This window comes from Psychroserpens sp. S379A (genome assembly GCF_049800755.1).
Classification (GTDB): domain Bacteria; phylum Bacteroidota; class Bacteroidia; order Flavobacteriales; family Flavobacteriaceae; genus Psychroserpens.
On the sequence record NZ_JBNAFQ010000006.1, the window covers coordinates 179,113 to 200,000 of the forward strand.

A 20,888-nucleotide genomic window follows, 5' to 3' on the forward strand; every position below is an offset into this window, starting at 1 on the left:
GAAAAAATAACAGATGAAATGTTTAATTAATTGACTTCACAAATAATTGTAATGGTTGCTTCTTTGCCAACACGAAAGGTTCCAAAATCTTTACCTAAGTTATAATCAAACCGATTTACGATAAGGCTTCCTGTAAAGGTTTTATTATTAAATGTAAAAGGAATTTCAACATCTTTAGTTACTTCAAGAATGGTTAATTTCCCTTTTACGATATAACCTTCATTAGTTTTAGAAACAGAAGAAGATTTAAAGCAGATGTTAGGATATTGTACCACATCAAAAAAATCGGGATCTTTTAAGTGTGCATCTCGTTTTTTATTTTTTGTATTTACGGTTGAAGCATCTATGCAGATATTAAAATTTGCATCTTTTAATGCTGAAGCATCAAAGTTAAAATCGCCTTTCATTCCTGTAAACGTACCTTTTACTTTAAAAAAACCTCCTCCAGTAATATGGAATTTTACTTTAGACTTAGACTCGTTTATGGTTTGTGATTGTAAAGTTGAAATACTTGCTACAAAGAAAACTGTAAGTAAAAGTGCTAATTTTTTCATGAGATTATTTTTTTGTTGTAATGATAGTCGTAGAAAGTTCGTGATTATTTCAATAGATAGCAAAAAAAAGGAACTACAATGTTGTAACTCCTTAATCTGTTTTTTAAAGTTTTAGCTAAATAATCACATCATTTCTACAAATAAACCATCATCATTTTTAGTGACTTTTACTACTTTTTTTCCTGTTAAGCCTTTAATGGTTTTATCCCATTTTTTATTGCTCAATCCAGATTGTGATTTTAAACTAACTAAATCTATTGGTGAATTAGATTTTAGTACTTCGAAAACACTTTTTTCTTCTTCAGTCATTTCAACTTGTTTCTTTTCTGGACGCATTTGAGGAAAGAATAAGACTTCTTGAATAGATTGATTGTTAGTTAAAAACATGGTTAACCTGTCCATTCCAATTCCCATACCTGAAGTAGGAGGCATGCCATATTCTAAAGCACGAAGAAAATCATAATCAATAAACTCGGTAGCTTCATCATCACCTTTTTCGGCGAGCTTTAGTTGATGTTCAAAACGTTCGCGTTGATCGATAGGATCATTCAATTCTGAATAAGCATTTGCAATCTCTTTTCCGCAGACCATCAGCTCAAAACGCTCTGTCAATTCTGGATTATCACGATGTTCTTTACACAATGGACTCATTTCTTTTGGATAGTCGGTTATAAACGTTGGTTGAATGTAATTACCTTCGCATTTTTCACCAAAAATTTCGTCAATAAGCTTTCCTTTACCCATAGTGTCATCAACTTCAATTCCCATGTCTTTAGCTGCTTGACGAATTTCAGCTTCAGATTTCCCAGTGATATCAAAACCTGTAAAATGTTTAATAGAATCTGCCATTGTGACTCTAGCATAAGGCGCTTTAAAGTTAATTTTATGCTCGCCAAATGTAGCTTCAGTAGTTCCATTAACAGCTATTGCACAATGTTCTAATAAGCGTTCACAAAAATCCATCATCCAGTTGTAATCTTTGTACGACACATAAATTTCCATCGCTGTAAACTCAGGATTATGTGTTCTGTCCATACCTTCATTTCTAAAGTTTTTAGAGAACTCATACACACCATCAAATCCACCAACAATTAGTCGTTTTAGATACAATTCGTTAGCAATTCTCATGTATAACGGAATGTCTAAGCTATTGTGATGTGTAACGAATGGTCGTGCTGCTGCTCCTCCTGGAATAGGTTGTAAGATTGGAGTTTCTACTTCAAAATAACCAGCATCATTAAAAAATGAACGCATAGCATTAAATAGCTTCGTACGTTTTACAAAGACATCTTTTACATGCGGATTTACAACTAAGTCTGCATAACGCTGTCTGTAACGTAACTCAGGATCGTTAAATTCATCAAAGGTATTGCCTTCGCTATCGGTTTTTGGTAGTGGTAATGGTTTTAAAGATTTACTCAATAGTGTGAAATCTTTTACCATTACAGTTTTTTCACCAACTTTAGTGGTGAATAATTCGCCTTCGATACCAATAAAATCACCAATATCTAACAACTTTTTGTAAACATCGTTGTATTTGCTTTTATCGTCTCCTGAACAAATTTCATCTCTGTTGAAATACACTTGTATTCTACCAGCACTATCTTGTAGTTCGGCAAAACTTGCACTTCCTTGAATACGACGAGACATTAATCGACCAGCAATAGTAACCTTTTTACTTTCTTTAAAAGTGTCCTTAACCTGTTTAGTGGTATGATCTACAGCAAATAAATCTGCAGGATAAGGGTTGATTCCTAGGGCTCTTAATTTTGCGAGTTTATCGCGACGTACGATTTCTTGTTCTGAAAGCTGCATGCTAAATGTAATTTGAGGTGCAAAATTACATTATTTACAAGAATATTTACAAAAAAACCAATAGGATTATAAATCCTAATGGTCTTTTGATTAAGTTGTTGGTTTATCTTGTTTTTAATTCTTTCAAATTATCTTTAAGATCTTCATTTTCTGGAAATTTTTTAATCGCCTTTTCAAGAACTTTTATAGCATTATCTGTTTGTCCGTCAGCATCTAAAACAATAGATAAACTATCATATACTCTTGAACTATTTGGAAATAACTTGGCGTTTATATCGCAAACTTCTATAGCTTCACTAAATCTATTTGTTGAGTATAGCGTACGTGCATAAGTGTTTAGTTCGGACATACTGGTCACTTTTCCTGTAAAGGATTTTATCAGTTTTCTGCGTTGTTTTTTTAGTCCGTTTAAACCTTCATTCTTTAGAATATGATTCACTTTAGCTACAATTTGATAATTAGATTTATAATTGTTTGTGGTTATAATATTCAGAATGTCATCTTCTAAAGTTTCGACTGGATGCTCCACAATACGATTGACTTCTTTCCTGTTTTTGTAAAATATAAACGTTGGTACACGATGAATATTTAAACCAGCTTCATAGTGATTTGGACTTTGTTTATACATATCAGATTTTCGGTTTAACGCAATAACAGTCAGCTGGTCTTCGGGAAAATTGCAAGCTTCTAAGATTTTATAAAATCGAGGCACTTCTTTTTTGCTATCTCCACACCAGGTTCCCATGAATAGTATGATTTGATATTCGCTTAGTTTAGATTTTATGGCTTCAATAAGAGTTGTATTCAGTTCATAATCGTTGTAATATTTTGAAAACCAATCGTTATAATGTTCTGAAGTTAAACCTTCTTTGTTGATTTTTCCGAGTAAAAAAGGTGTTTCGTTATCAATACTAATTTCTCTGTTGATGTCTTGAGTATAAATAATACTTGAGAGTAATGTTGCTACAATTAATAAAATATAGTTTTTCATCGGTCTTAGTTTATAGATGATTTAGGTTTTGCAATCACATTGCCTTTAATTCTAAGTTTTTTTTGAGGCTCGTCTGCATTAGATATTACTGTAATTGTTTTTGAGAATGAACCAACTCGATTTGTTGCATATTTAATGTCTATTGAAGCTGTTTCTCCAGGTAGGATCGCTTGTTTAGGATAAGTTGGAACTGTGCAGCCACATGTGGTTTTTACTTTTGAAATTACAATTGGAGCGCGACCTCTATTTGTGAATTTGAAGGTTCTTAAACCATTGTCATTTTGTGCAATGTTGCCATAATCGATAACTTCTTCTTCAAAATGGAAGACACCTAGATCATTTTTAGAATCTAAGTTTTGAGCCTCGTTTGAGCAACTAAATAACAGTACAAAAAAGAAGATTGTAGATGAGATAAGTTGGTTGATTTGGGTTCTTTTCTTAAGGAATGCTTGATGTGTCATATCTGTTTGTTTTTTTGATTAATACAATCACAAACATCAAGATTTGAAATAAAAAACAAGGATTATTTAGGGTTGGAAAAGAGTACTAGTACCTAGGTTGAATTTTGTAACTAGCTGTTAAACAGCGACTTTAATTCATCTCTAGAATTAACATTTAATTTCTTGTAAACGTTATTTACGTGAGTTTTTACTGTGCTTACACTTACAAAAAGTGTTTCTGCAATGTCTTTGTTAGAATTGTTTTTAAGCAAAAGATCTAAAACATTCTGCTCTTGTTTAGTCAACTGCTCTTTAGCTTCAGTATGTTGTTTCTGTTTTCTTTTTTTAGCTGAAAACACTAGCCAAAAATTCAATGATAATGACAAAAAAAGAAGTCCTGATAAAATATAAGTCCAATTAAAATTTGAATTGATCTTATCAGGTGATGCTATAAACTTATCTGAAGTCAATTCGGCTTCATATTGTTTTGTGTAACTAGCATTTGGGTATTCATTTTTAAGTCTTTTAAGCAATTTGTCGTAATAAGAATTGGTTTTTAAATCGTCTAAATAATAGTTGTGAAATTGATTACTTCTTTCAGATAAAAATGCGTAGATATATAATTCGGCTAAAGGTTCGTTTAAACTTTCGCCATAATTCTGTAAAGTTTTAAACCACTTTTTGTTATTTAATTCTCGATTGGCTTTACTTCTAAATTCAGAATATGCATACTTCATTTCTTCTTTTAACGAATCAATTTTAATGAAGGCTGCTGTTTTTGGATTATTAGAGATAATATCGCAAAACATTTGTGCTTCAAAAGATAATGGAAATGAAATGCTATCTGTGCTTTTTGCAATAAAGAGAATATCTCTGCTGTCTGCACAATGACCATCAAAATGATTGCTGCTTTGATTATAAGTGTCGCAATTATCGACATGCAATTTGTAGATTTTTTGCTGTGTATCTAACTGATTGCCATTAAACTGAAAATACCCAGAACTGTCTGATGCTACTTTTGTTATGATTTGCTCATCGTTAATGCCGTTAAGTGTTCGATAATCTTCAATAACAGATAAATACACATCGCTTTGCCAGCGTTCATTATCAATGTAACCATCAAAATGATGTTGTGCAAAAGTGATGTTTCCGAAGAAAATAAATCCTGCTATTAAAATGTAATATCTCACAGCACTAAACTACTATAATTTCTTTTAATAGAACCTGTGATTTAATATAATTGTCATTGTGTAACAAATTAATAAATAGTACGTCACACAGTTACAACATCAATCATCAAAATTTTAATTATGAGTTTCTGGAGAGTACTTCTCGCTATTGTTTGTCCGCCTTTAGCTGTTATAGGAAAGGGTTGCGGATCTATTCTTATAGTATTTTTATTATGGCTTTGCGGTTGGGTTCCAGGAGTCATTGCAGCCTTAGTTATTTTAAACAATCCTGAGCGATAAGCATCTTATTGCTTTAGATTTTATAAGTAGTGAATTTTATAAAATATCGTAATTTTGCTATCTATGAATAAGACTATTGAGCTTAAAGATTTAGGCACTAAAGATTTTAAAGACACTTGGGATTATCAAGAGCAACTCTTTAAAGGGATTTTAGATGCTAAAATCAAGAATCGAAGAGAAGCATTAAGTTTACAAACTGATAATTATTTTTTGTTTGTAGAGCATCCTCATGTATATACTTTAGGAAAGAGTGGTGATATTTCAAATTTGTTATTATCTGAAGAGCAACTTACTCAAAAAGGCGCTGCGTTTTATAAGATTAATAGAGGTGGAGATATCACCTACCATGGTCCTGGGCAAATTGTAGGTTATCCAATATTAGATTTAGATAATTTCTTTACAGACATTCATAAATATTTGAGGTTTTTAGAAGAAATGATTATTCTAACACTTGCAGAATATGGTTTAAAATCTGAACGTAGTCCTGGAGAAACAGGTGTTTGGTTAGATGTTGGAACACCATTTGCTCGTAAGATTTGTGCCATGGGAGTTCGGGCAAGTCGTTGGGTAACGATGCATGGTTTTGCACTTAATGTCAACGCTAATTTGGGTTATTTTGATAATATAATTCCTTGCGGAATAAGAGGTAAAGCGGTAACTTCTCTAAATGTTGAATTAGGTGTCGATAAAGTAGATGAGAATGAAGTAAAGCAAAAGCTACTAAAGCATTTTAAAACGCTTTTTGAGGCTGAATTTGTTAGCTAGCCTTCCTCATTAAAAAACACTTTGTAATAGTGCATTTTTTTATCGTCGTCATAACCACGTTCTAAATATTCTGCTGAAGCATCTGGAGCATCAACATCTAATTTAATTTGAATGTTGGTATCTAGTTTGATTTCAGTTTTAATTTTTTGTTTTTGCTTTTTAAGTACAATTTCAGAAACATCAAATTGATTTCTAATTAAGATGTTGTGGTCTTTTTCGTAAGTTTTTTTGTAGTCTTCAAAGAGTTCTAGAGCATCATCTTTTTCAAAGACGTCATCCTTAAAACTTTCAATGTTTACGATGTCATGTTCCTTAAAAAAGTCGACCGTTTTTGCTAAGAAATTACTCTGTTCTTGTCCACCAAATTGAGGTTGCATCACATCCTTTGAAAACTCACGACACATTTCAATATAGTTTTTGGTATGCTCGTTAGAATCGTCAGGATATTTAACATTTAAAAAGCTCTTAATCCAGTATTGCGTATCATAATTATTATGATCTACACTTAATACAATTTTACCTTCTCCATCTGCGGCATTAAGTATTAAACAGCCTTTATCTACTTTTTTTGTAGCAATACCTTTTTGAGTGATGATATCGTAGCTTCCATTCTCTAAATAGGTTTGAAAAAAATGCGCTTTATTTTCAATTTTAAAAATGCCTACAGCATCTGTTAGGTAATCTTCATATTGTAAATCGTGAAGCACACAAACAATGACGTCTCCAGTTTTAATTTGAGCAGAATTAGATTGTTCAAATAAATGCATGACAATATGCTTAGAAGTCTCTATAAAATCTGAATCATCAAGTAGTAATTTTGAAGCATAACTATTAATTTCATTAAGTTCAATATTAGAGTGATGATTAAATCGATAAGACTCAGCTAAGTTAGAAAACGGTCGCAATAAGTAAGGTAAAATAAGGTCGTAACTCATCTCATCAAACTCAAGTTCTTTTTCAGAAAATGCATTTTTTGTGCTATTAAATTTGTTTCCAACTTTATGAAGGACGCATTTTGAAATTGAAGCTTTTGTACGTTTAATCATTTTTTAACTGTAATAATATTTTGAGAAGTATTTGGTTTAATTTATTTCGTAAATAATGATAGAATTGTTGTCGCCTTTTACAATTACTTCTAGAGCATTATCGTTGTCGATATCATCCATTTCAATTGATGAATTTCCATACACAGGAAAGTTGTTTATTGGCTTAGCTTGGCTATCAAATAAATAAGCTTTTTTTGTTTGTAGATCTGTAACAGTAACGTATATTTTGTCGTTAATGTAAAATATTTTTGGAGGTGTGTAATCACCAAAATCCAAATCAATAGTTTTGGTTTTTATCGTCAGTTTATTGTCAGATAAAGCAACAAGAGTTTTGCTTGTGGTTGTGATGAAATGTTCTTCAGGTAGATTTAAATTTTTGTAATTTACATGACCATTTTGATTGACTTCTAATAATTCGCCTTGAGAATTGCTAGTAGTGAATTTGTTTTTGTAAAGAAAGATATCGTTGCTAGAAAAATCAATGGTCTCTTTAACGGTTACTCTTCGTTTCCCAACACGATTTAAGACTTCCATTGTGTTTCCGTCAGCAAAAACAATGTAGTCTTTTCGACCTACTCTAAAGTGTTTAGGTTGGGTTGAAATATTATTTTTTGCAGACTTGTATTTAAATCCACTAACCATTTTTCCTCTTTTGTCATACATTAACATGTTTTTGCCTTGTGTAACAAGTAGTCTGTATTTACGCTTTTTGTCGTAATCAAACACCGAAAGTGGCTGGGTGATTTCGTCATTGAAATTAATAGGAAAAGGAGAGACGCTCTTCCCGTTTCGGTCTAAAACATATACTTTTTTTGAAGTGGCAAAAGCTAATTGTAGTCGTCCGTTTTTGTACATGTCAATCTGTTCGATTTTACCTAAAATTCTTCCGTCAATTTTCTTTTTCCAAAATATTTTTCCTTGATTCGAGATTAGATAAAGATGGTTGTTGACATCTTGAACGAGTATGTCTTTTTGGTTGTTAGTGTGGTTATTGACTAACTGAGGGTTGTTTAAAATGCTAGCATCAAGTGTGATGTTTAAATCTTCGGTTATAGTGTTGTTTCTAGATCGAGATTTATGAGTCTTAAAAATGGCATTTACATGAGCGAAATCTGTATCATAAATGTATTGTATCGCTGAGGTCTTGTAATCGCTTAAGTTTAAGTTTTTATCGTCATTAAAATTTAGATTTAAAATGGAGTTTAAGTCTTTTTCATTTGCATATATAAAAAGCGAAGCTTCATCGCTCAGTTGAAGCATCATGTCTTGAAACTTAGAGGATTCGCTTAGTGTAGTATTGTTTTGGAAATTTGAGATTATAGTTTCTAAATAATCAATCTCTTCCGTTAAAATAAAGAAGTCTTCAATATTGGCGTAGTAAGCAGTTTTTATTTCGGGAATAAAAGGCGAAAACAGCGTGTGTATCATTTCAGTATTATCCCAATTAAAGATATTTACAGATCTATAAGTGGCATGATTATTTTGCGATAATTCCTCTTGAGTATTTGAAGCGTCAATAGATCTAAGAATAATAGCCTTGCTATTGTTTTTTTCAACATAGCCAGCTTCAACAATAGTTCCTAACGACTGCAAATCTTGTGTTAAGCTATCTAGTGCTTTATGTTTTGATAATTGCTCTTTAAAAGTTTTAATATCATTGAAGGTTAAGCTTAAAAAATAATCGCTATCAAATGGAATAACAGATGCTAATTTATTTTCTTGAGGAATTGTGTGTTTAAAACTATTAATCAAGCTTTTGGTAGAATCTAAAGCTTTAGTGATTCCGTTTAGTGCAATGTCATTTTGCGAAATATCACCATCTAGAAGAATGTAATTTGAAATTTGAGCTGCATTTATTTTAGAATTCTTAAAGTGTAGAGGTTTAAAATTATTTTGCTTAAGATTGAGTAAAACTGAAACGGATTTATCTTTATTTGAAACACGAAGCAGTTTTTTTACTTCAGGATTAAGTGTATTGTTTATAAAAGTAGCTTCAACTAATTTAAGTCGATTAGAAACGAATAATATACTGTCTTTAATTGTTGAATAGAAAATAGAATTGTTTATGTCGTGTTTTGAAATAGAATTATTGTTTGACGTAAATGTTTCAGAAACTAAATTTGGAATGGAGTCCAATTTAAAAACAGAATTCTTATAGTTTGTAATGAAGCTAATTTCGAGACTGTCGTTTTTGTCTTTTGATAAGGTGATAAAGCATTCGTTTTCTGGTTTTAGAAAAGATATAGGTTTTAGTTTGCTGTTGAAATCTTGAATTTGTGAATAGTTAAGTACTTCTTGAAGTAAAGTATTATTAGAAATGCCGCTTTTTAAGCTTTCGAGGGAATTGGTTTTGATAATTACAGATGCATCTTTAGGTATATAATTAAAAATATCTGAAGCTGTTTTTGGGTTGCTTTGACAGTTGAAAATCAGTATACAAAAAGCGATGAGTAACCAAGTGTTTTTCATTGAAAAAAGATTTTTACAAATATAAAAAGTTAGAGTTCTAATTTTAATTGTTCTGGTAATAATCTAAAAGATTTTCTATGGTATTTTGTGACACCATATTTTTTAATTGCTTCTCTGTGTTCTTGAGTTGGATAGCCTTTATTTTGTTTCCAGTTATACATTGGGAACTCTTCGTGAATTTTAGCCATATATAAATCTCTGTATGTTTTGGCGAGAATTGAAGCTGCAGCTATAGAGAGAAATTTGCTGTCGCCTTTTATAATGGTTTGATGTGGTATTGATTGGTAGGGTTTGAATTTGTTTCCGTCAACAATTATAAAGTTAGGTTGAGGGTTGAGCTGTGTGATGGATTTGTGCATTGCTAAAATTGAAGCATTTAAAATATTGATGTTGTCAATTTCGTCTTCAAAAACATGTTGCACAGAATAAGTGACGGCATTACATTCTATTATAGGCTTTAGGAGATTTCTTTTTTTTTCTGTAAGTAATTTGGAATCGTTTAAAATGGTATTGTTGAAATTTTCTGGCAAAATAACAGCAGCAGCAGTAACAGGTCCAGCCAAACAGCCTCGTCCTGCTTCGTCTGTTCCACATTCTAAATTTAATTTTGAAAAGTTGGTTAAAAGACTCAAAAAGTTAAAGTTTAGACAAAGTTAAAATTTTAACGCAACCTTTTACAAAAAAATGCATCTAAAGGGCAGTAAACCTATTAATTGTGCAATTATTTAATAAACATTTTAATTGTCAGCTTGTTAACATTTTTTTGGCATAAATACTTGTTTATTTAATATATTATTAAGAAGTTTGCGCTAGACTAACTCAAATAATTGTTTTATGAAATTAAAGTTAACATGGTTAATGACGCTATTTATGGCGTTTGTGATGCAATTTTCTTTTGCACAGGAGAAGACAATCACAGGAACAGTTACATCTTCAGCTGATGGTTTGCCATTGCCTGGTGTAAATGTAATTGTGCAAGGAACTTCAAGAGGAGTTCAAACAGATTTTGATGGTAATTATTCTATCAAAGCAAGTGAAGGAGAAGTTTTAGTGTTCTCTTTTTTAGGTATGAAAGAAACAACTGCTCAAGTTGGCTCTAGTAATACAATTAATATGAATATGGAGGAAGATGTTGCAGCGCTAGAAGAAGTTGTTGTTGTGGCTTATGGTACTTCTAATTTTGTTAAAAGTGCCTCTTCGTTAGTTCAAATTAGTGCTGAAGATATTGAAGATAGAGCAAATGCGTCTGTTATTCAGAATTTACAAGGTCAGGCAGCAGGTTTAAATATTGCTACGCCCTCAGGTCAACCTGGTGCGGACAGTACAATTATCTTAAGGGGTATTGGGTCTATTAATGGTAATATTGAGCCGTTGCTTGTGGTTGATGGGATCCCTGTTGATGAGGATAATTTTAGAAGTATAAATCCTAATGACATTGCAACTTTTTCAGTTCTAAAAGATGCTGCTGCGACATCTATTTATGGTAATAGAGGTGCGAATGGAGTTATTATTGTAACTACAAAGAAAGGTAAGAAGAATCAAGCCTTAAAGTTTAGGTATAATTCTCAGTATGGTTATACTGAGTTGCAAGATGCTAATTTAGACTTGATGAATTCTAGAGAGCTTTTAGAATTAGAAAGGTTATATAGTTTTGGTAGAGGTAATGGTTTGAGTGATGCTCAAATATCTGCTATTGCTAATCAAGTTGATACATATTGGACTGATATTTTCTTTAGAAGAGGAACTACTTCTTCTCATGATTTGTCAATTTCAACTGGTGGAGAGAATTCTACTAATTTTACGTCTTTGAGTTATTTTGACCAAGAAGGTATTTTTCTAGAATCGAGCCTTAAGAGGTTTAATTTTAGAAATAATTTTAGCGGGAATAGTGAAAATGGAAAGCTTAATTATGGAGCAAATCTTTCAATGAGTTTTTCGAAAACTAATGAGATTGATGGTTCTGGTAGTAATGCTATATTCTTTGCGCCATTTACCGCTGCTTTGAGTGGTTTGCCTTACTTAACTGCTTTTGATCCTGATGGTTCTATAACTAGAGATGGCGGGATAGCTCCAGGTGATATTAATGCCATTACAGCTAATCAAAATTCAGCAGTTCCATATATCTTGCTTAATTCAGTTAGTATGAATACAGATCAAGAGGAGGAATTGAAATTGTTAGCTGGTTTTAATGTGAGTTATAACTTTGCTAAAAATTTAACAGCAGCTGTACAATTAGGTGCTGACTACTCTTCTCAAAATCGTTTCGAATTATTGCATCCAGAAAGTATACTCGGACCTTTTCAAGTTACAGGAGCTGCTAATACTCAATTTGGAGGTCGATGGGATGAAGATTGGACTAGAGATTTTAGGTTTAACACAGTTGCTAGCTTAAATTATAATAATACGTTTGCTGACAAACATAATTTAGATTTAACAGGTTATGTTGAATATTTTAAAGCTCACTTGGATAACTATGGTTTTATTCAATCTGGACTCGACCCTAGATTGCTTGGTTCTGGTGCTGCATTTATCGGTGGAGATGTGTATGAGGATTTGAATGGAGATGGAGTGATTGATAATGGAGAGTTTCCTTATATACCAACTGTATTTGATACTACAGCTGAAGCAGGATTGTTTTCAGTATTTGGAAACTTAGAATATGATTACAATGGTAAATATGGTTTAACAGCAACTATAAGGAGAGATAATTCTTTTAGATTTACAGATGATAATCAATGGGGTACTTTTTGGTCTGTTGGTGCTAGATGGAATATTGATCAAGAGAGTTTTATGCAGAATACTGCGTTTAATTTACTTAAGTTGAGGGGATCTTATGGTACTGCAGGTAATCAAAGAGTTACTGGTGGTGTGTATGGAGGTGCTAGTTTAACTAGAGAACTTTATGCTCAAGGAACTGCTTATGCTGGATCTCCAGGTACTGCAGTAAGTCAATTTGCTAATGTAGATTTGCGTTGGGAGGTTATTACTCAAGCTAACGTTGGTGTTGATTTTGGGTTATGGAACAATAAGGTTTCAGGTACTTTTGATGTATACCAAAAAACTACTGATGATTTGTATCAGGGAAGAAATATATCGTTAATTAATGGAGCTAGTGGTATTAATGATAACATTGGTAGTATGAAAAATAGCGGTTTTGAAGCACAATTAACCTATAGAATAATTGATAATGATGATTGGAGAATATCAGTGAATGCTAATGTTGGATATAATAAGAATGAGGTTGAAGAAGTTGCATCATCTACTGGAAGAATATTTGGTGGAGGATCTACGATTATTGCTGAAGGACACCCACTTAATTCTTTTTATGTTGTACCTTACGCAGGTGTTAACCCAGCTAATGGTAACCCATTGTTTGTAAAAGCTAATGGTCAGCTTTCAGAAACGTTTACTGATGATGATAGAAGGTTTACAGATAAAGTGGCTGTGCCAGTTTGGACAGGTGGATTTGGAACTAATATATCATACAAATCTTGGGAGTTATCTACACAATGGTATTGGGTTGCTGATGTATATTTGAACAATTTAGATTTGGCTCAGTTAGAAGAAACTCAAGTGCTTGATGATGGATCAAACAGAGTGACTTCAGTTCAAAATGCTTGGCAAAACCCAGGAGATGTTACAGATATACCTAGAGTTGGTCAACCATTTAATGCAATTGATTATATAAATTCTACAGATCGTTATTTAGAAGATGCATCTTACTTGAGATTAAGAAACCTTACTCTTGGGTATAATTTGCCAAAGAGAACCTTAGAAAGACTGCCTATTACTGGTCTTAGAGTGTTTGCTCAAGGTGAGAATTTAGTAACATTCACATCATTTAGAGGATGGGATGCAGAGAACGGATTTAGAACTACGAATAGAGGACAATATCCTACACCAAGAATTTATACACTTGGTATATCAATTGACTTTTAATAAAAAAAAATAAAATTATGAAATATAAAACCACATTAAAATTTTTATTTTCGATACTATTTTTAGGTGTTTTGGCATATTCTTGTTCAAATGCTACAGATATAGTGCAAGAAAGTGAACTTTATGAGCCTCAGGCATTTAATTCTGTTGAGAATATTCAATCTGGGCTAAATTCAGCTTATTCTGCTTATGGTCCTGATTTTGGCAGCAATGATGCTGGAGTAGATGCAATTTACTTTAATGAAATTTTCACCGATAACGTTAAAAGAGGAATTGATAATAATGGACAAGGAGTGTCTACATATTCGTTTATTCTTCAACCAGGATCAGATACACCAGGAACTATTTGGTCAAACAGATATGCTGTAATTAACAGAGTTAATAGAGTTTTTAGAGGTATTGAAACTTTTGAGGCTTCTGATGAGTACCAACGATTACAAATTGAACTTGGTTCAGCTTTTGAGACTGATGTTATTAATGAATTAAGACATATTAGAGGGCAATTATATGCACTTAGAGCTTTAGCTCATTTAGATTTGTTTCAATATTTTACAGTAGATTATCAAAATCCTACAGATTTGTCAATTATTAATGTTGATTTTGTCCCAGATATTGATAATGCTTTAGCTGGAGGTGAACAATATGAAAGAAATACAGTAGAGGAGACAGTTACATTTATTAGTGATGATTTGGATTCAGCTGAAGAGTTTTTAGATTCAGATTTGGCTTTAGCGGCTGGTAATATTTATTTAAATAATGATGCTATAAATTTTATTAGAACAAGATTAGCATTGTTTACTGGAGATTATCAATCAGCTTATGATTTATCTGCTGCACTTTTAAATAATTATATTTTAGCACCATCGCAACAGTATATCGATATGTTTGATGATAGTGATGATACTGAGGTTATATTTAAGCTACAACGTTTAGATGGAGATGCTTCAGTGGCTGGTTTATTCTATTTTAATGATGTTGGTGCTACTGGTGGAGCTTATATCGAAATGTCAAATGACCTATTTAATCAATTTGATAGTAATGATGTTAGATTTGAGGTAAATGTCAATGAAGAGAGTACTATAGATGGAGAAAATCTTTTAACTAATCGTATTTTTATTAATAAATATCCAGGAGGCGCTAATGCGCTTACTAATGATATTAAGTTATTTAGAGCTTCTGAATTACAATTGATTAAAGCAGAATGCGAAGCCAGATTAATGGATTTTCAAGCAGCTCAAAATTCAATAGCTTTCTTAAGAACTTTCAGAAATATTGGGCCTAACCCTCCACCTACACCAGATTATGGAGGTGACTTAAGTGTAGCGCTTACTGATATTTTAGCAGAAAGAAGAATTGAGTTGTGTTTTGAAGGGCATAGATATTTAGATTTAAAACGTATTGGCGGAGAACTTGGTATTGGAATAAGTAGAGAGTCTTCTGATTGTCTTTCTTTTACAGCACCATGTAATTTGCCAGCTAACGATTTTAAGTTTACTTTACCGATACCAACTTCTGAATTAGAAGGTAATTCAATGATATCACAGAATCCAGAATATTAAAAAAATATATTATGAAAAACAATAAATTATTTTTACTTACAATTGTTCTATCTTTATTTTTAGCATACTCATGTGATGATGAAGTTGATAGAACTATTTATCAAGACGGAGGTAATTCGGAACTAACATTTTTGTCTTTTACTGATGATGGATTTTATGATTTACCTGTTGCAAATTTAGGAACTGGAGAAGTTGTTATAACTTTAGAGTCTAGTTTTTTAGCTTCACAAGATAGAAGTTATGCACTAAATTTGTTAGAAGAAGAAACTACAGCTGATATTTCTAACTTTAATCTTCCGGCTTCTATTACTATTCCTGCAAATTCTTATTTTGGGACTGCAGTTATTGAAGGTAATGATTTGGATGATAGTTTAAGTCTAGGAGAGATTTTACAGATAGCTTTTACTGCATCTCCAAATCAATTTTCTGAGAGTTTTGATTCTAATTTAATTGTTGTGTCTATGTTTGAAGATACTCCTTTTACTGGTTCATATCTTTTGGAAGAACTTACTGATTATGTAGATGGACCAACTTTAAGTGACGGACAGGTTGTAAGTATTAGTTTTGATGCTTCAGATCCTTCAGGATTATCTAGAATTATAGAAACTCAGTTTTTCCCTAACTACTGTACAGGTTTTAATTCATTTAGCTTTACTCTTTCTGGTAACGCACCTTTTACAACATCAGTTCCTGTACAAGATAACACTTGTGTTTGTGCAGATGGAACAGATTGGTTTGGAACTGCTGATTCAAACGAAAGTTATGATCCAGACGATGATAGCGTATTTATGATATCTTTCTTAAATGATGTTCAAGAAGACTGTGCTCCAGTTGTAACTACAACCTATAAATTAACAAAACAATAAATTATGAAAATTAATAAGTTATATATTTTTGCATTTTTGTCGCTGTTTTTAGTAATTTCTTGTGATCAAAATGATTTAGAAGATAAATTTGATGAAAATGAACTTTCAGGCTGGGTTGATTTTGATCCATCTGCAAATTCAGCTACAGTTAATGCTAGTGAGGCGACAACTCAATTAGCTGTCCCTTTTAGAGTTAATGTTCCTGCTTATCCAAATGGCTTAAATGTTTCATATAGATTAGAAGCTGTTAGTGGCGATTTTACACCATTTGTTACCAACACATCAGGTACTGGATTTGTTGATCCTTATGCGTTTGATGCAAATGATAGAATAGGTAGATTTAATATTGGGTTCATCAATCTAGATGTTTTACGATCAGAAGTTATTACTTTTGACGTAATAATTACAAATGTTGATGTTAGTTCTGTTGGAGTTGGTGTAGATGATAATTCTGTACTTAGTTATAGAGTTACTATACCTTGTACAAATCCAGATGTTTTGCCAAATGATTTCTTTGTAGGAGAGTACACTATCGCAGATGTTACTGGTACAATTGGTCCAGGTAATAATACTTCTAATTTTGAGGCAGGTACAGTAACATTAGCTGTGGATGTATTCAATCCTAATCTAAGAAACTTTACTAGTGGTGGATTACCAGCTTTTACTGGAGGAACTCAATTTGCTTTTTCTCTTTTGTTTTCAGACAATGATACTGTAACTTTAGCTGGATTCACAGGTCTTAATATAGCTTGTGGAGCTGGAGCTCCAGAGTATGGGTTTGATTCTGCAGCTGCAGCTGATAGTGCAAGCTGGGACATATGTAATGATCAAGAAATTGTAATTACATATACAGAAGATCCATTAGGATCTTGTGGAGGACCTTTCTTATCTTCATTTGTCTTAACAAAAATTTAGATATTAATTTTATTTTAAAAAAAGTCATCATTTTAATGATGACTTTTTTTTTACAAAGCAGTATTATGTTGTATCTTAAACTTGACAGTTTTATAAGTTTTAGTGTTGAGCTTGATACTTTTAGTATTTTACTAGTCTATAGACAAGTTTTAGATATTATGGAAGAGTTATTTAACAAGGATTTAATATACTGTTAGGTTTAATAAGTTGATTAAGTTGAACTTGGTTCATTTTTACAATATATTCCTTTATCTTTCTAATAATTCAATGGAAAAAAACACTAGTTTTTTAAGCAAAAAATTAGATTTATAAAAAAGAGAAGATATTGGTTAAACCTAACTTTTTAAGATAAAATTAAAACTACATTATATAAAATTCAGCTATATTGCGTAAAATTAAAAAAAAATGAAAATGAAAAATTTTACACTTTTATTAATCATTGTATTTGGTTTTTCTGGATATTCTCAGAATGAGCAAATAAAAATGTCTGAAGCTAATATTGAACTTTTAAAAGAACTAAATATTCAAGAAGAAAAGCGAAAAGAAAGAATTAGTTTATATTTAGAAAAGAACCCAAGTTTTAGAAATGCTATTGATGAAGGCACCAATAGTAAATATGTATACGATATAATAGATGGAAGGCCAGTCTATAAAACTATTCAAAATCTTCAAGCATCAAGAGCAACTAAGACTAACCAATTGCAAGTTGGAGGAGCTTTAGGCTTAGATCTAGATGGAACAGGAATGACTGTAGGTGTTTGGGATGGAGGTCCTGTAGATTTTAATCATCCTGAGTTTCTTAATTTCCAAAATAATGCGTCTCGTGTAACAGCAATTGATATGACAATAGTTGATGGCGATACAGGAAGTTTTAGTGGTCATGGAACACATGTTGCAGGAACAATAGCGGCTAAAGGTTTAAATTTTGCCGCAAAAGGAATGGCTACTAATATTAATATAAAATCTTATAATTGGGCAAATGATGAATCAGAAATGATTTTAGCAGTTAATGATAATAGTAATCCTATTTATTTATCTAATCATTCTTATGGAATCCCAGCTGATAATGTAGATAATTGGTTTTTAGGCGCATATACTCAAGATGCTCGAGATATTGATTTTATTTCTAGAGTTAACCCAAAATATTTAATTGTTGCTTCGGCTGGAAACTCTGGAGGCTTCTTTAATTCACAAAGTCTTTTTCCAGGATTTGATAAACTTACATCTGACAAGAATTCAAAAAATAACCTTGTTATAGCTAATGCTAATCCTTCTGTAACAGAACAACCCTCAGGAAGTGGTAATTATGAACTTTCAACTTTAGCTATAAATAGTGGCAGCAGTCAAGGTCCAACGGATGATTTAAGGGTTAAGCCTGATTTAGCTGCTGATGGGACAAATTTACTTTCTACTGCTGAAGGGAGTTCTTACTCGGTTTCTTCTGGTACGTCTATGTCTGCACCAAATACTACAGGAACTTTAGCTTTATTACAGCAATATTATGAACAATTGAATGGTGAATACATGAATTCATCAACATTAAAAGGTTTAGTTTGCCACACTGCTATAGATGCTAATATTGCAGGGCCAGATCCTATTTTTGGATGGGGATTTTTAGATGCTAAAGCTTCGGCAGAGACTATTACTGATGCAAATAATAACCAAGCAATAGTTGATGAATTGACATTGAATCAAGGACAAGTATACACGTATGTGTTTAACGCCCAAGCAGGAGAAAATTTATCTGCTACCATAAGTTGGACAGATGTTCCTGGTACTGTAGTTGCAAATGGAAGTTTGAACAATCAAACTCCTAGATTAGTTAATGATTTAGATTTAAGAGTTACGAAAGATGGAGATACTTTTTTGCCATGGAGATTAGAGTTGGGACAATTTGGAATTACAAGCACAAAGGGAGATAACATTAGAGATAATATTGAAAAAGTAGAAATTGAAGTGCCGGTTTCAGGAGAATATACACTTACAGTTTCTCACAAAGGAACTATTGTAGGTTCTTCAGAAACTACTTCAGCTCCTCAAAGCCAAGATTTTTCTTTAATCTTAACAGGTAATAATTTAACTTTAAGTGTTAAAGAAAATTCTTTTCTTGATGGTTTTAGAATCTATCCTAACCCAAGTAAGGGTAAGTTTAATTTGAGTTTTAATTCATCATTAAATGAGAATGTTCAGATTAAAGTTTATGACTTAAGTGGTAGACTTGTATATGATGATGTATTTCAAAGTGCGACTTCAAAATATAATACTACCATAGATTTGTCTAGTATGAAATCTGGGATATATATTTCTGAGGTGAAAGTAGGTAATAATATTTCTACACATAAATTAATTGTAGAATAATTACTCTCAAGTAGTTTGTTTAAAAAAAAAGCCTTCAAACTTGAAGGCTTTTTTTAATAAATATTTATTAGTTGTATCAATAATTTATGTGTTTATTTGCTTATAAAAGCTAAGATTATGTTTCAGAAAGTTATTGTAGTTTTTATTTTTTTATTTTTTTCAATGACTATGCATTCTCAAAAAAGGATAAAAAAAGTATTACAAACTTCTCCTAATATAGATACTACTTCAGTGTCAAGAACGTCTACATCTAGTAATAAAAAATCAGGAAAGGAAAAACCTTCTATTGAAATTTATAAAATATTTACGCGTGAAGATGATTCAACTTACATTGATACTACATTGTCAATTAAAAAAGATTATAAGTTCAATTATCTTAGAAAAGATAATTTTGGTTTAATCCCTTTTTCTAACATAGGACAAACATATAATTCTTTAAGTAAGAACTTTGATAAAAAATCTACTTTACCATTGTTTGGAGCAAGGGCTAGACATTTCAATTATATGGAGATTGAAGACATAAACTATTATTATGTTCCTACACCTGTCACAGAATTGTTTTTTAAAACTGCGTTTCAACAAGGACAAGTATTAGATGCTTTTTTTACTGTTAATACCTCTCCGCAATTTAATTTTTCAATAGCTTATAAGGGGTTAAGATCTCTTGGTAATTATCAACATATATTAACGAGCACAGGTAATTTTCGAGTTACAACAAATTTTCACACGAAAAACAATCGGTATAATTTAATGGCCCATATGGTAACTCAAGATCTTTTAAATCAAGAAAATGGAGGAATTAAAGATGAGGATATCGAAAATTTTGAATCAGGTGATGAAGACTTTATTGATAGAGCAGTTTTTGATCCTCAATTTGAAAATGCTGAAAGTTTACTTAAAGGAAAACGATTTTATTTAGATCATCAATTTTTAATTAATAAATCAAAGGATTCTCTTGCAAATAATAGTTTGGTAGTAGGACAGGTTATTCATTTTGAAGATAAATACTATCAGTTCGATCAAACACGTCAGAATGATTTTTTTGGAGATGCTTTTTTAAGTTCTATTGTTGACAGAACCACACTTGAGAATTTTTATAATCGTTTTTATTTGGTATATGACCACAAAATGTTTGGTAAGTTCCAGTTTAACTTAGATTACAATAATTATAATTACGGATACAATAGTGTAACAGTATTAGATAACATTATTTTGCCAAATAGAATTAAGGGTAAAACTTTTGCCCTAGGAGCTAAATATGAGAATAATTTTGATAAACTATTTGTTTCTGGAGAAATATTAGCTAATATAAGTGGTGAATTTGAAGGAAATACAGTTGTAGCTAATGCTAGTTATAAGTTTAATAGTGATTTAAGACTTGAAGCATTACTAAAATTAAATTCATCTGCGCCTAATTATAATTTTTTATTATATAAGAGTGATTATATTAATTATAATTGGAATAATATTGAATCATTTGAAAACGTAAATACGAAGCAGTTTGTCTTTGAAATGATATCATCTAAAATAGCCAATGTTACTTTAGATTATACAAACATTAATAATTATACTTTTTTTACGAAGTCTACAGAAAATGTTAGAGTTAAACCATTTCAAAGTGATGATCAAATTAACTATTTCAAAGCAAAAGTTAACAAAGAAATTAAGTTAGGTAAATTTGCTTTAGACAACACCATAATGT

General features: G+C 31.5%; 16 protein-coding genes (1 of these 16 running past the window's edge). 8 read left to right on the top strand and 8 right to left on the bottom strand.

All coding sequences use genetic code 11. From position 1 onward, the window contains the following. Positions 1–26 precede the first annotated feature (26 nt). The 5 genes from ACP15M_RS13660 to ACP15M_RS13680 form a co-directional block, all read right to left on the bottom strand. Positions 27–554, bottom strand: a complete 528-nt coding sequence (locus ACP15M_RS13660; protein ID WP_425077765.1) for a YceI family protein — start codon at positions 552–554, stop codon at positions 27–29. A 123-nt stretch (positions 555–677) separates the two neighbouring features. Then, positions 678–2,369: a lysine--tRNA ligase gene (gene lysS, locus ACP15M_RS13665; protein WP_425077766.1), complete on the bottom strand. Its 1,692-nt coding sequence runs from the start codon at positions 2,367–2,369 to the stop codon at positions 678–680. Between the two features lie 103 nt (positions 2,370–2,472). Then, positions 2,473–3,360: a thioredoxin family protein gene (locus tag ACP15M_RS13670; protein ID WP_425077767.1), complete on the bottom strand. Its 888-nt coding sequence runs from the start codon at positions 3,358–3,360 to the stop codon at positions 2,473–2,475. A gap of 5 nt (positions 3,361–3,365) precedes the next feature. After that, on the bottom strand, positions 3,366–3,821 hold the full coding sequence (locus ACP15M_RS13675; protein WP_425077768.1) for a DUF1573 domain-containing protein: 456 nt from the start codon (positions 3,819–3,821) through the stop codon (positions 3,366–3,368). A gap of 110 nt (positions 3,822–3,931) precedes the next feature. Beyond that, on the bottom strand, positions 3,932–4,990 hold the full coding sequence (locus tag ACP15M_RS13680; protein WP_425077769.1) for a helix-turn-helix domain-containing protein: 1,059 nt from the start codon (positions 4,988–4,990) through the stop codon (positions 3,932–3,934). Positions 4,991–5,110: 120 nt separating this feature from the next. On the opposite strand from ACP15M_RS13680, the gene ACP15M_RS13685 reads away from it, so the two are divergent. After that, positions 5,111–5,269 (top strand): YqaE/Pmp3 family membrane protein, encoded by a 159-nt coding sequence (locus ACP15M_RS13685; RefSeq protein ID WP_081820754.1) that lies wholly within the window; start codon positions 5,111–5,113, stop codon positions 5,267–5,269. Between the two features lie 63 nt (positions 5,270–5,332). Then, on the top strand, positions 5,333–6,034 hold the full coding sequence (lipB, locus tag ACP15M_RS13690) for a lipoyl(octanoyl) transferase LipB (protein ID WP_425077770.1): 702 nt from the start codon (positions 5,333–5,335) through the stop codon (positions 6,032–6,034). Here the strand turns inward: lipB and ACP15M_RS13695 are convergent. From ACP15M_RS13695 to ACP15M_RS13705, 3 genes are read right to left on the bottom strand one after another with little or no spacing between them, the layout of a single operon-like run. Further along, on the bottom strand, positions 6,031–7,080 hold the full coding sequence (locus ACP15M_RS13695; RefSeq protein ID WP_425077771.1) for a nucleoid-associated protein: 1,050 nt from the start codon (positions 7,078–7,080) through the stop codon (positions 6,031–6,033). The two genes, lipB and ACP15M_RS13695, sit on opposite strands and share 4 nt — an antisense overlap. Positions 7,081–7,116: 36 nt before the next feature. Continuing rightward, on the bottom strand, positions 7,117–9,549 hold the full coding sequence (locus tag ACP15M_RS13700; protein ID WP_425077772.1) for a ribonuclease HII: 2,433 nt from the start codon (positions 9,547–9,549) through the stop codon (positions 7,117–7,119). 29 nt (positions 9,550–9,578) lie between these two features. Next, positions 9,579–10,181: a ribonuclease HII gene (locus ACP15M_RS13705; RefSeq protein ID WP_425077773.1), complete on the bottom strand. Its 603-nt coding sequence runs from the start codon at positions 10,179–10,181 to the stop codon at positions 9,579–9,581. Between the two features lie 202 nt (positions 10,182–10,383). On the opposite strand from ACP15M_RS13705, the gene ACP15M_RS13710 reads away from it, so the two are divergent. From ACP15M_RS13710 to ACP15M_RS13735, 6 genes are all read left to right on the top strand, one after another. Then, entirely contained in the window at positions 10,384–13,488 is a 3,105-nt protein-coding gene (locus ACP15M_RS13710) for a SusC/RagA family TonB-linked outer membrane protein (protein ID WP_425077774.1), read from the top strand. 17 nt (positions 13,489–13,505) lie between these two features. Further along, a complete protein-coding gene (locus ACP15M_RS13715; RefSeq protein ID WP_425077775.1) occupies positions 13,506–15,047 on the top strand; it encodes a RagB/SusD family nutrient uptake outer membrane protein in 1,542 nt (513 codons plus the stop codon). A gap of 11 nt (positions 15,048–15,058) precedes the next feature. Continuing rightward, complete coding sequence (locus tag ACP15M_RS13720) at positions 15,059–15,913, top strand: hypothetical protein (protein WP_425077776.1); 855 nt, start codon at positions 15,059–15,061, stop codon at positions 15,911–15,913. Between the two features lie 3 nt (positions 15,914–15,916). Then, positions 15,917–16,828 (top strand): hypothetical protein, encoded by a 912-nt coding sequence (locus ACP15M_RS13725; RefSeq protein WP_425077777.1) that lies wholly within the window; start codon positions 15,917–15,919, stop codon positions 16,826–16,828. A 411-nt stretch (positions 16,829–17,239) separates the two neighbouring features. Next, entirely contained in the window at positions 17,240–19,186 is a 1,947-nt protein-coding gene (locus tag ACP15M_RS13730; RefSeq protein ID WP_425077778.1) for a S8 family serine peptidase, read from the top strand. Positions 19,187–19,354: 168 nt separating this feature from the next. Then, positions 19,355–20,888, top strand: partial view of a putative porin gene (locus tag ACP15M_RS13735; RefSeq protein WP_425077779.1) — the 5' portion only. Its footprint extends 377 nt past the window's final position; the window shows 1,534 of its 1,911 coding nt (coding positions 1–1,534); the start codon lies at positions 19,355–19,357; its stop codon lies off the right edge, out of view.

Excerpts from the sequence above, each read along its gene's own strand:
- ACP15M_RS13660 (WP_425077765.1), bottom strand. The coding sequence starts at position 554 with ATGAAAAAATTAGCACTTTTACTTACAGTTTTCTTTGTAGCAAGTATT.
- lysS (WP_425077766.1), bottom strand. The coding sequence starts at position 2,369 with ATGCAGCTTTCAGAACAAGAAATCGTACGTCGCGATAAACTCGCAAAA.
- ACP15M_RS13670 (WP_425077767.1), bottom strand. The coding sequence starts at position 3,360 with ATGAAAAACTATATTTTATTAATTGTAGCAACATTACTCTCAAGTATT.
- ACP15M_RS13675 (WP_425077768.1), bottom strand. The coding sequence starts at position 3,821 with ATGACACATCAAGCATTCCTTAAGAAAAGAACCCAAATCAACCAACTT.
- ACP15M_RS13685 (WP_081820754.1), top strand. The coding sequence starts at position 5,111 with ATGAGTTTCTGGAGAGTACTTCTCGCTATTGTTTGTCCGCCTTTAGCT.
- lipB (WP_425077770.1), top strand. The coding sequence starts at position 5,333 with ATGAATAAGACTATTGAGCTTAAAGATTTAGGCACTAAAGATTTTAAA.
- ACP15M_RS13695 (WP_425077771.1), bottom strand. The coding sequence starts at position 7,080 with ATGATTAAACGTACAAAAGCTTCAATTTCAAAATGCGTCCTTCATAAA.
- ACP15M_RS13700 (WP_425077772.1), bottom strand. The coding sequence starts at position 9,549 with ATGAAAAACACTTGGTTACTCATCGCTTTTTGTATACTGATTTTCAAC.
- ACP15M_RS13710 (WP_425077774.1), top strand. The coding sequence starts at position 10,384 with ATGAAATTAAAGTTAACATGGTTAATGACGCTATTTATGGCGTTTGTG.
- ACP15M_RS13715 (WP_425077775.1), top strand. The coding sequence starts at position 13,506 with ATGAAATATAAAACCACATTAAAATTTTTATTTTCGATACTATTTTTA.
- ACP15M_RS13720 (WP_425077776.1), top strand. The coding sequence starts at position 15,059 with ATGAAAAACAATAAATTATTTTTACTTACAATTGTTCTATCTTTATTT.
- ACP15M_RS13725 (WP_425077777.1), top strand. The coding sequence starts at position 15,917 with ATGAAAATTAATAAGTTATATATTTTTGCATTTTTGTCGCTGTTTTTA.
- ACP15M_RS13730 (WP_425077778.1), top strand. The coding sequence starts at position 17,240 with ATGAAAAATTTTACACTTTTATTAATCATTGTATTTGGTTTTTCTGGA.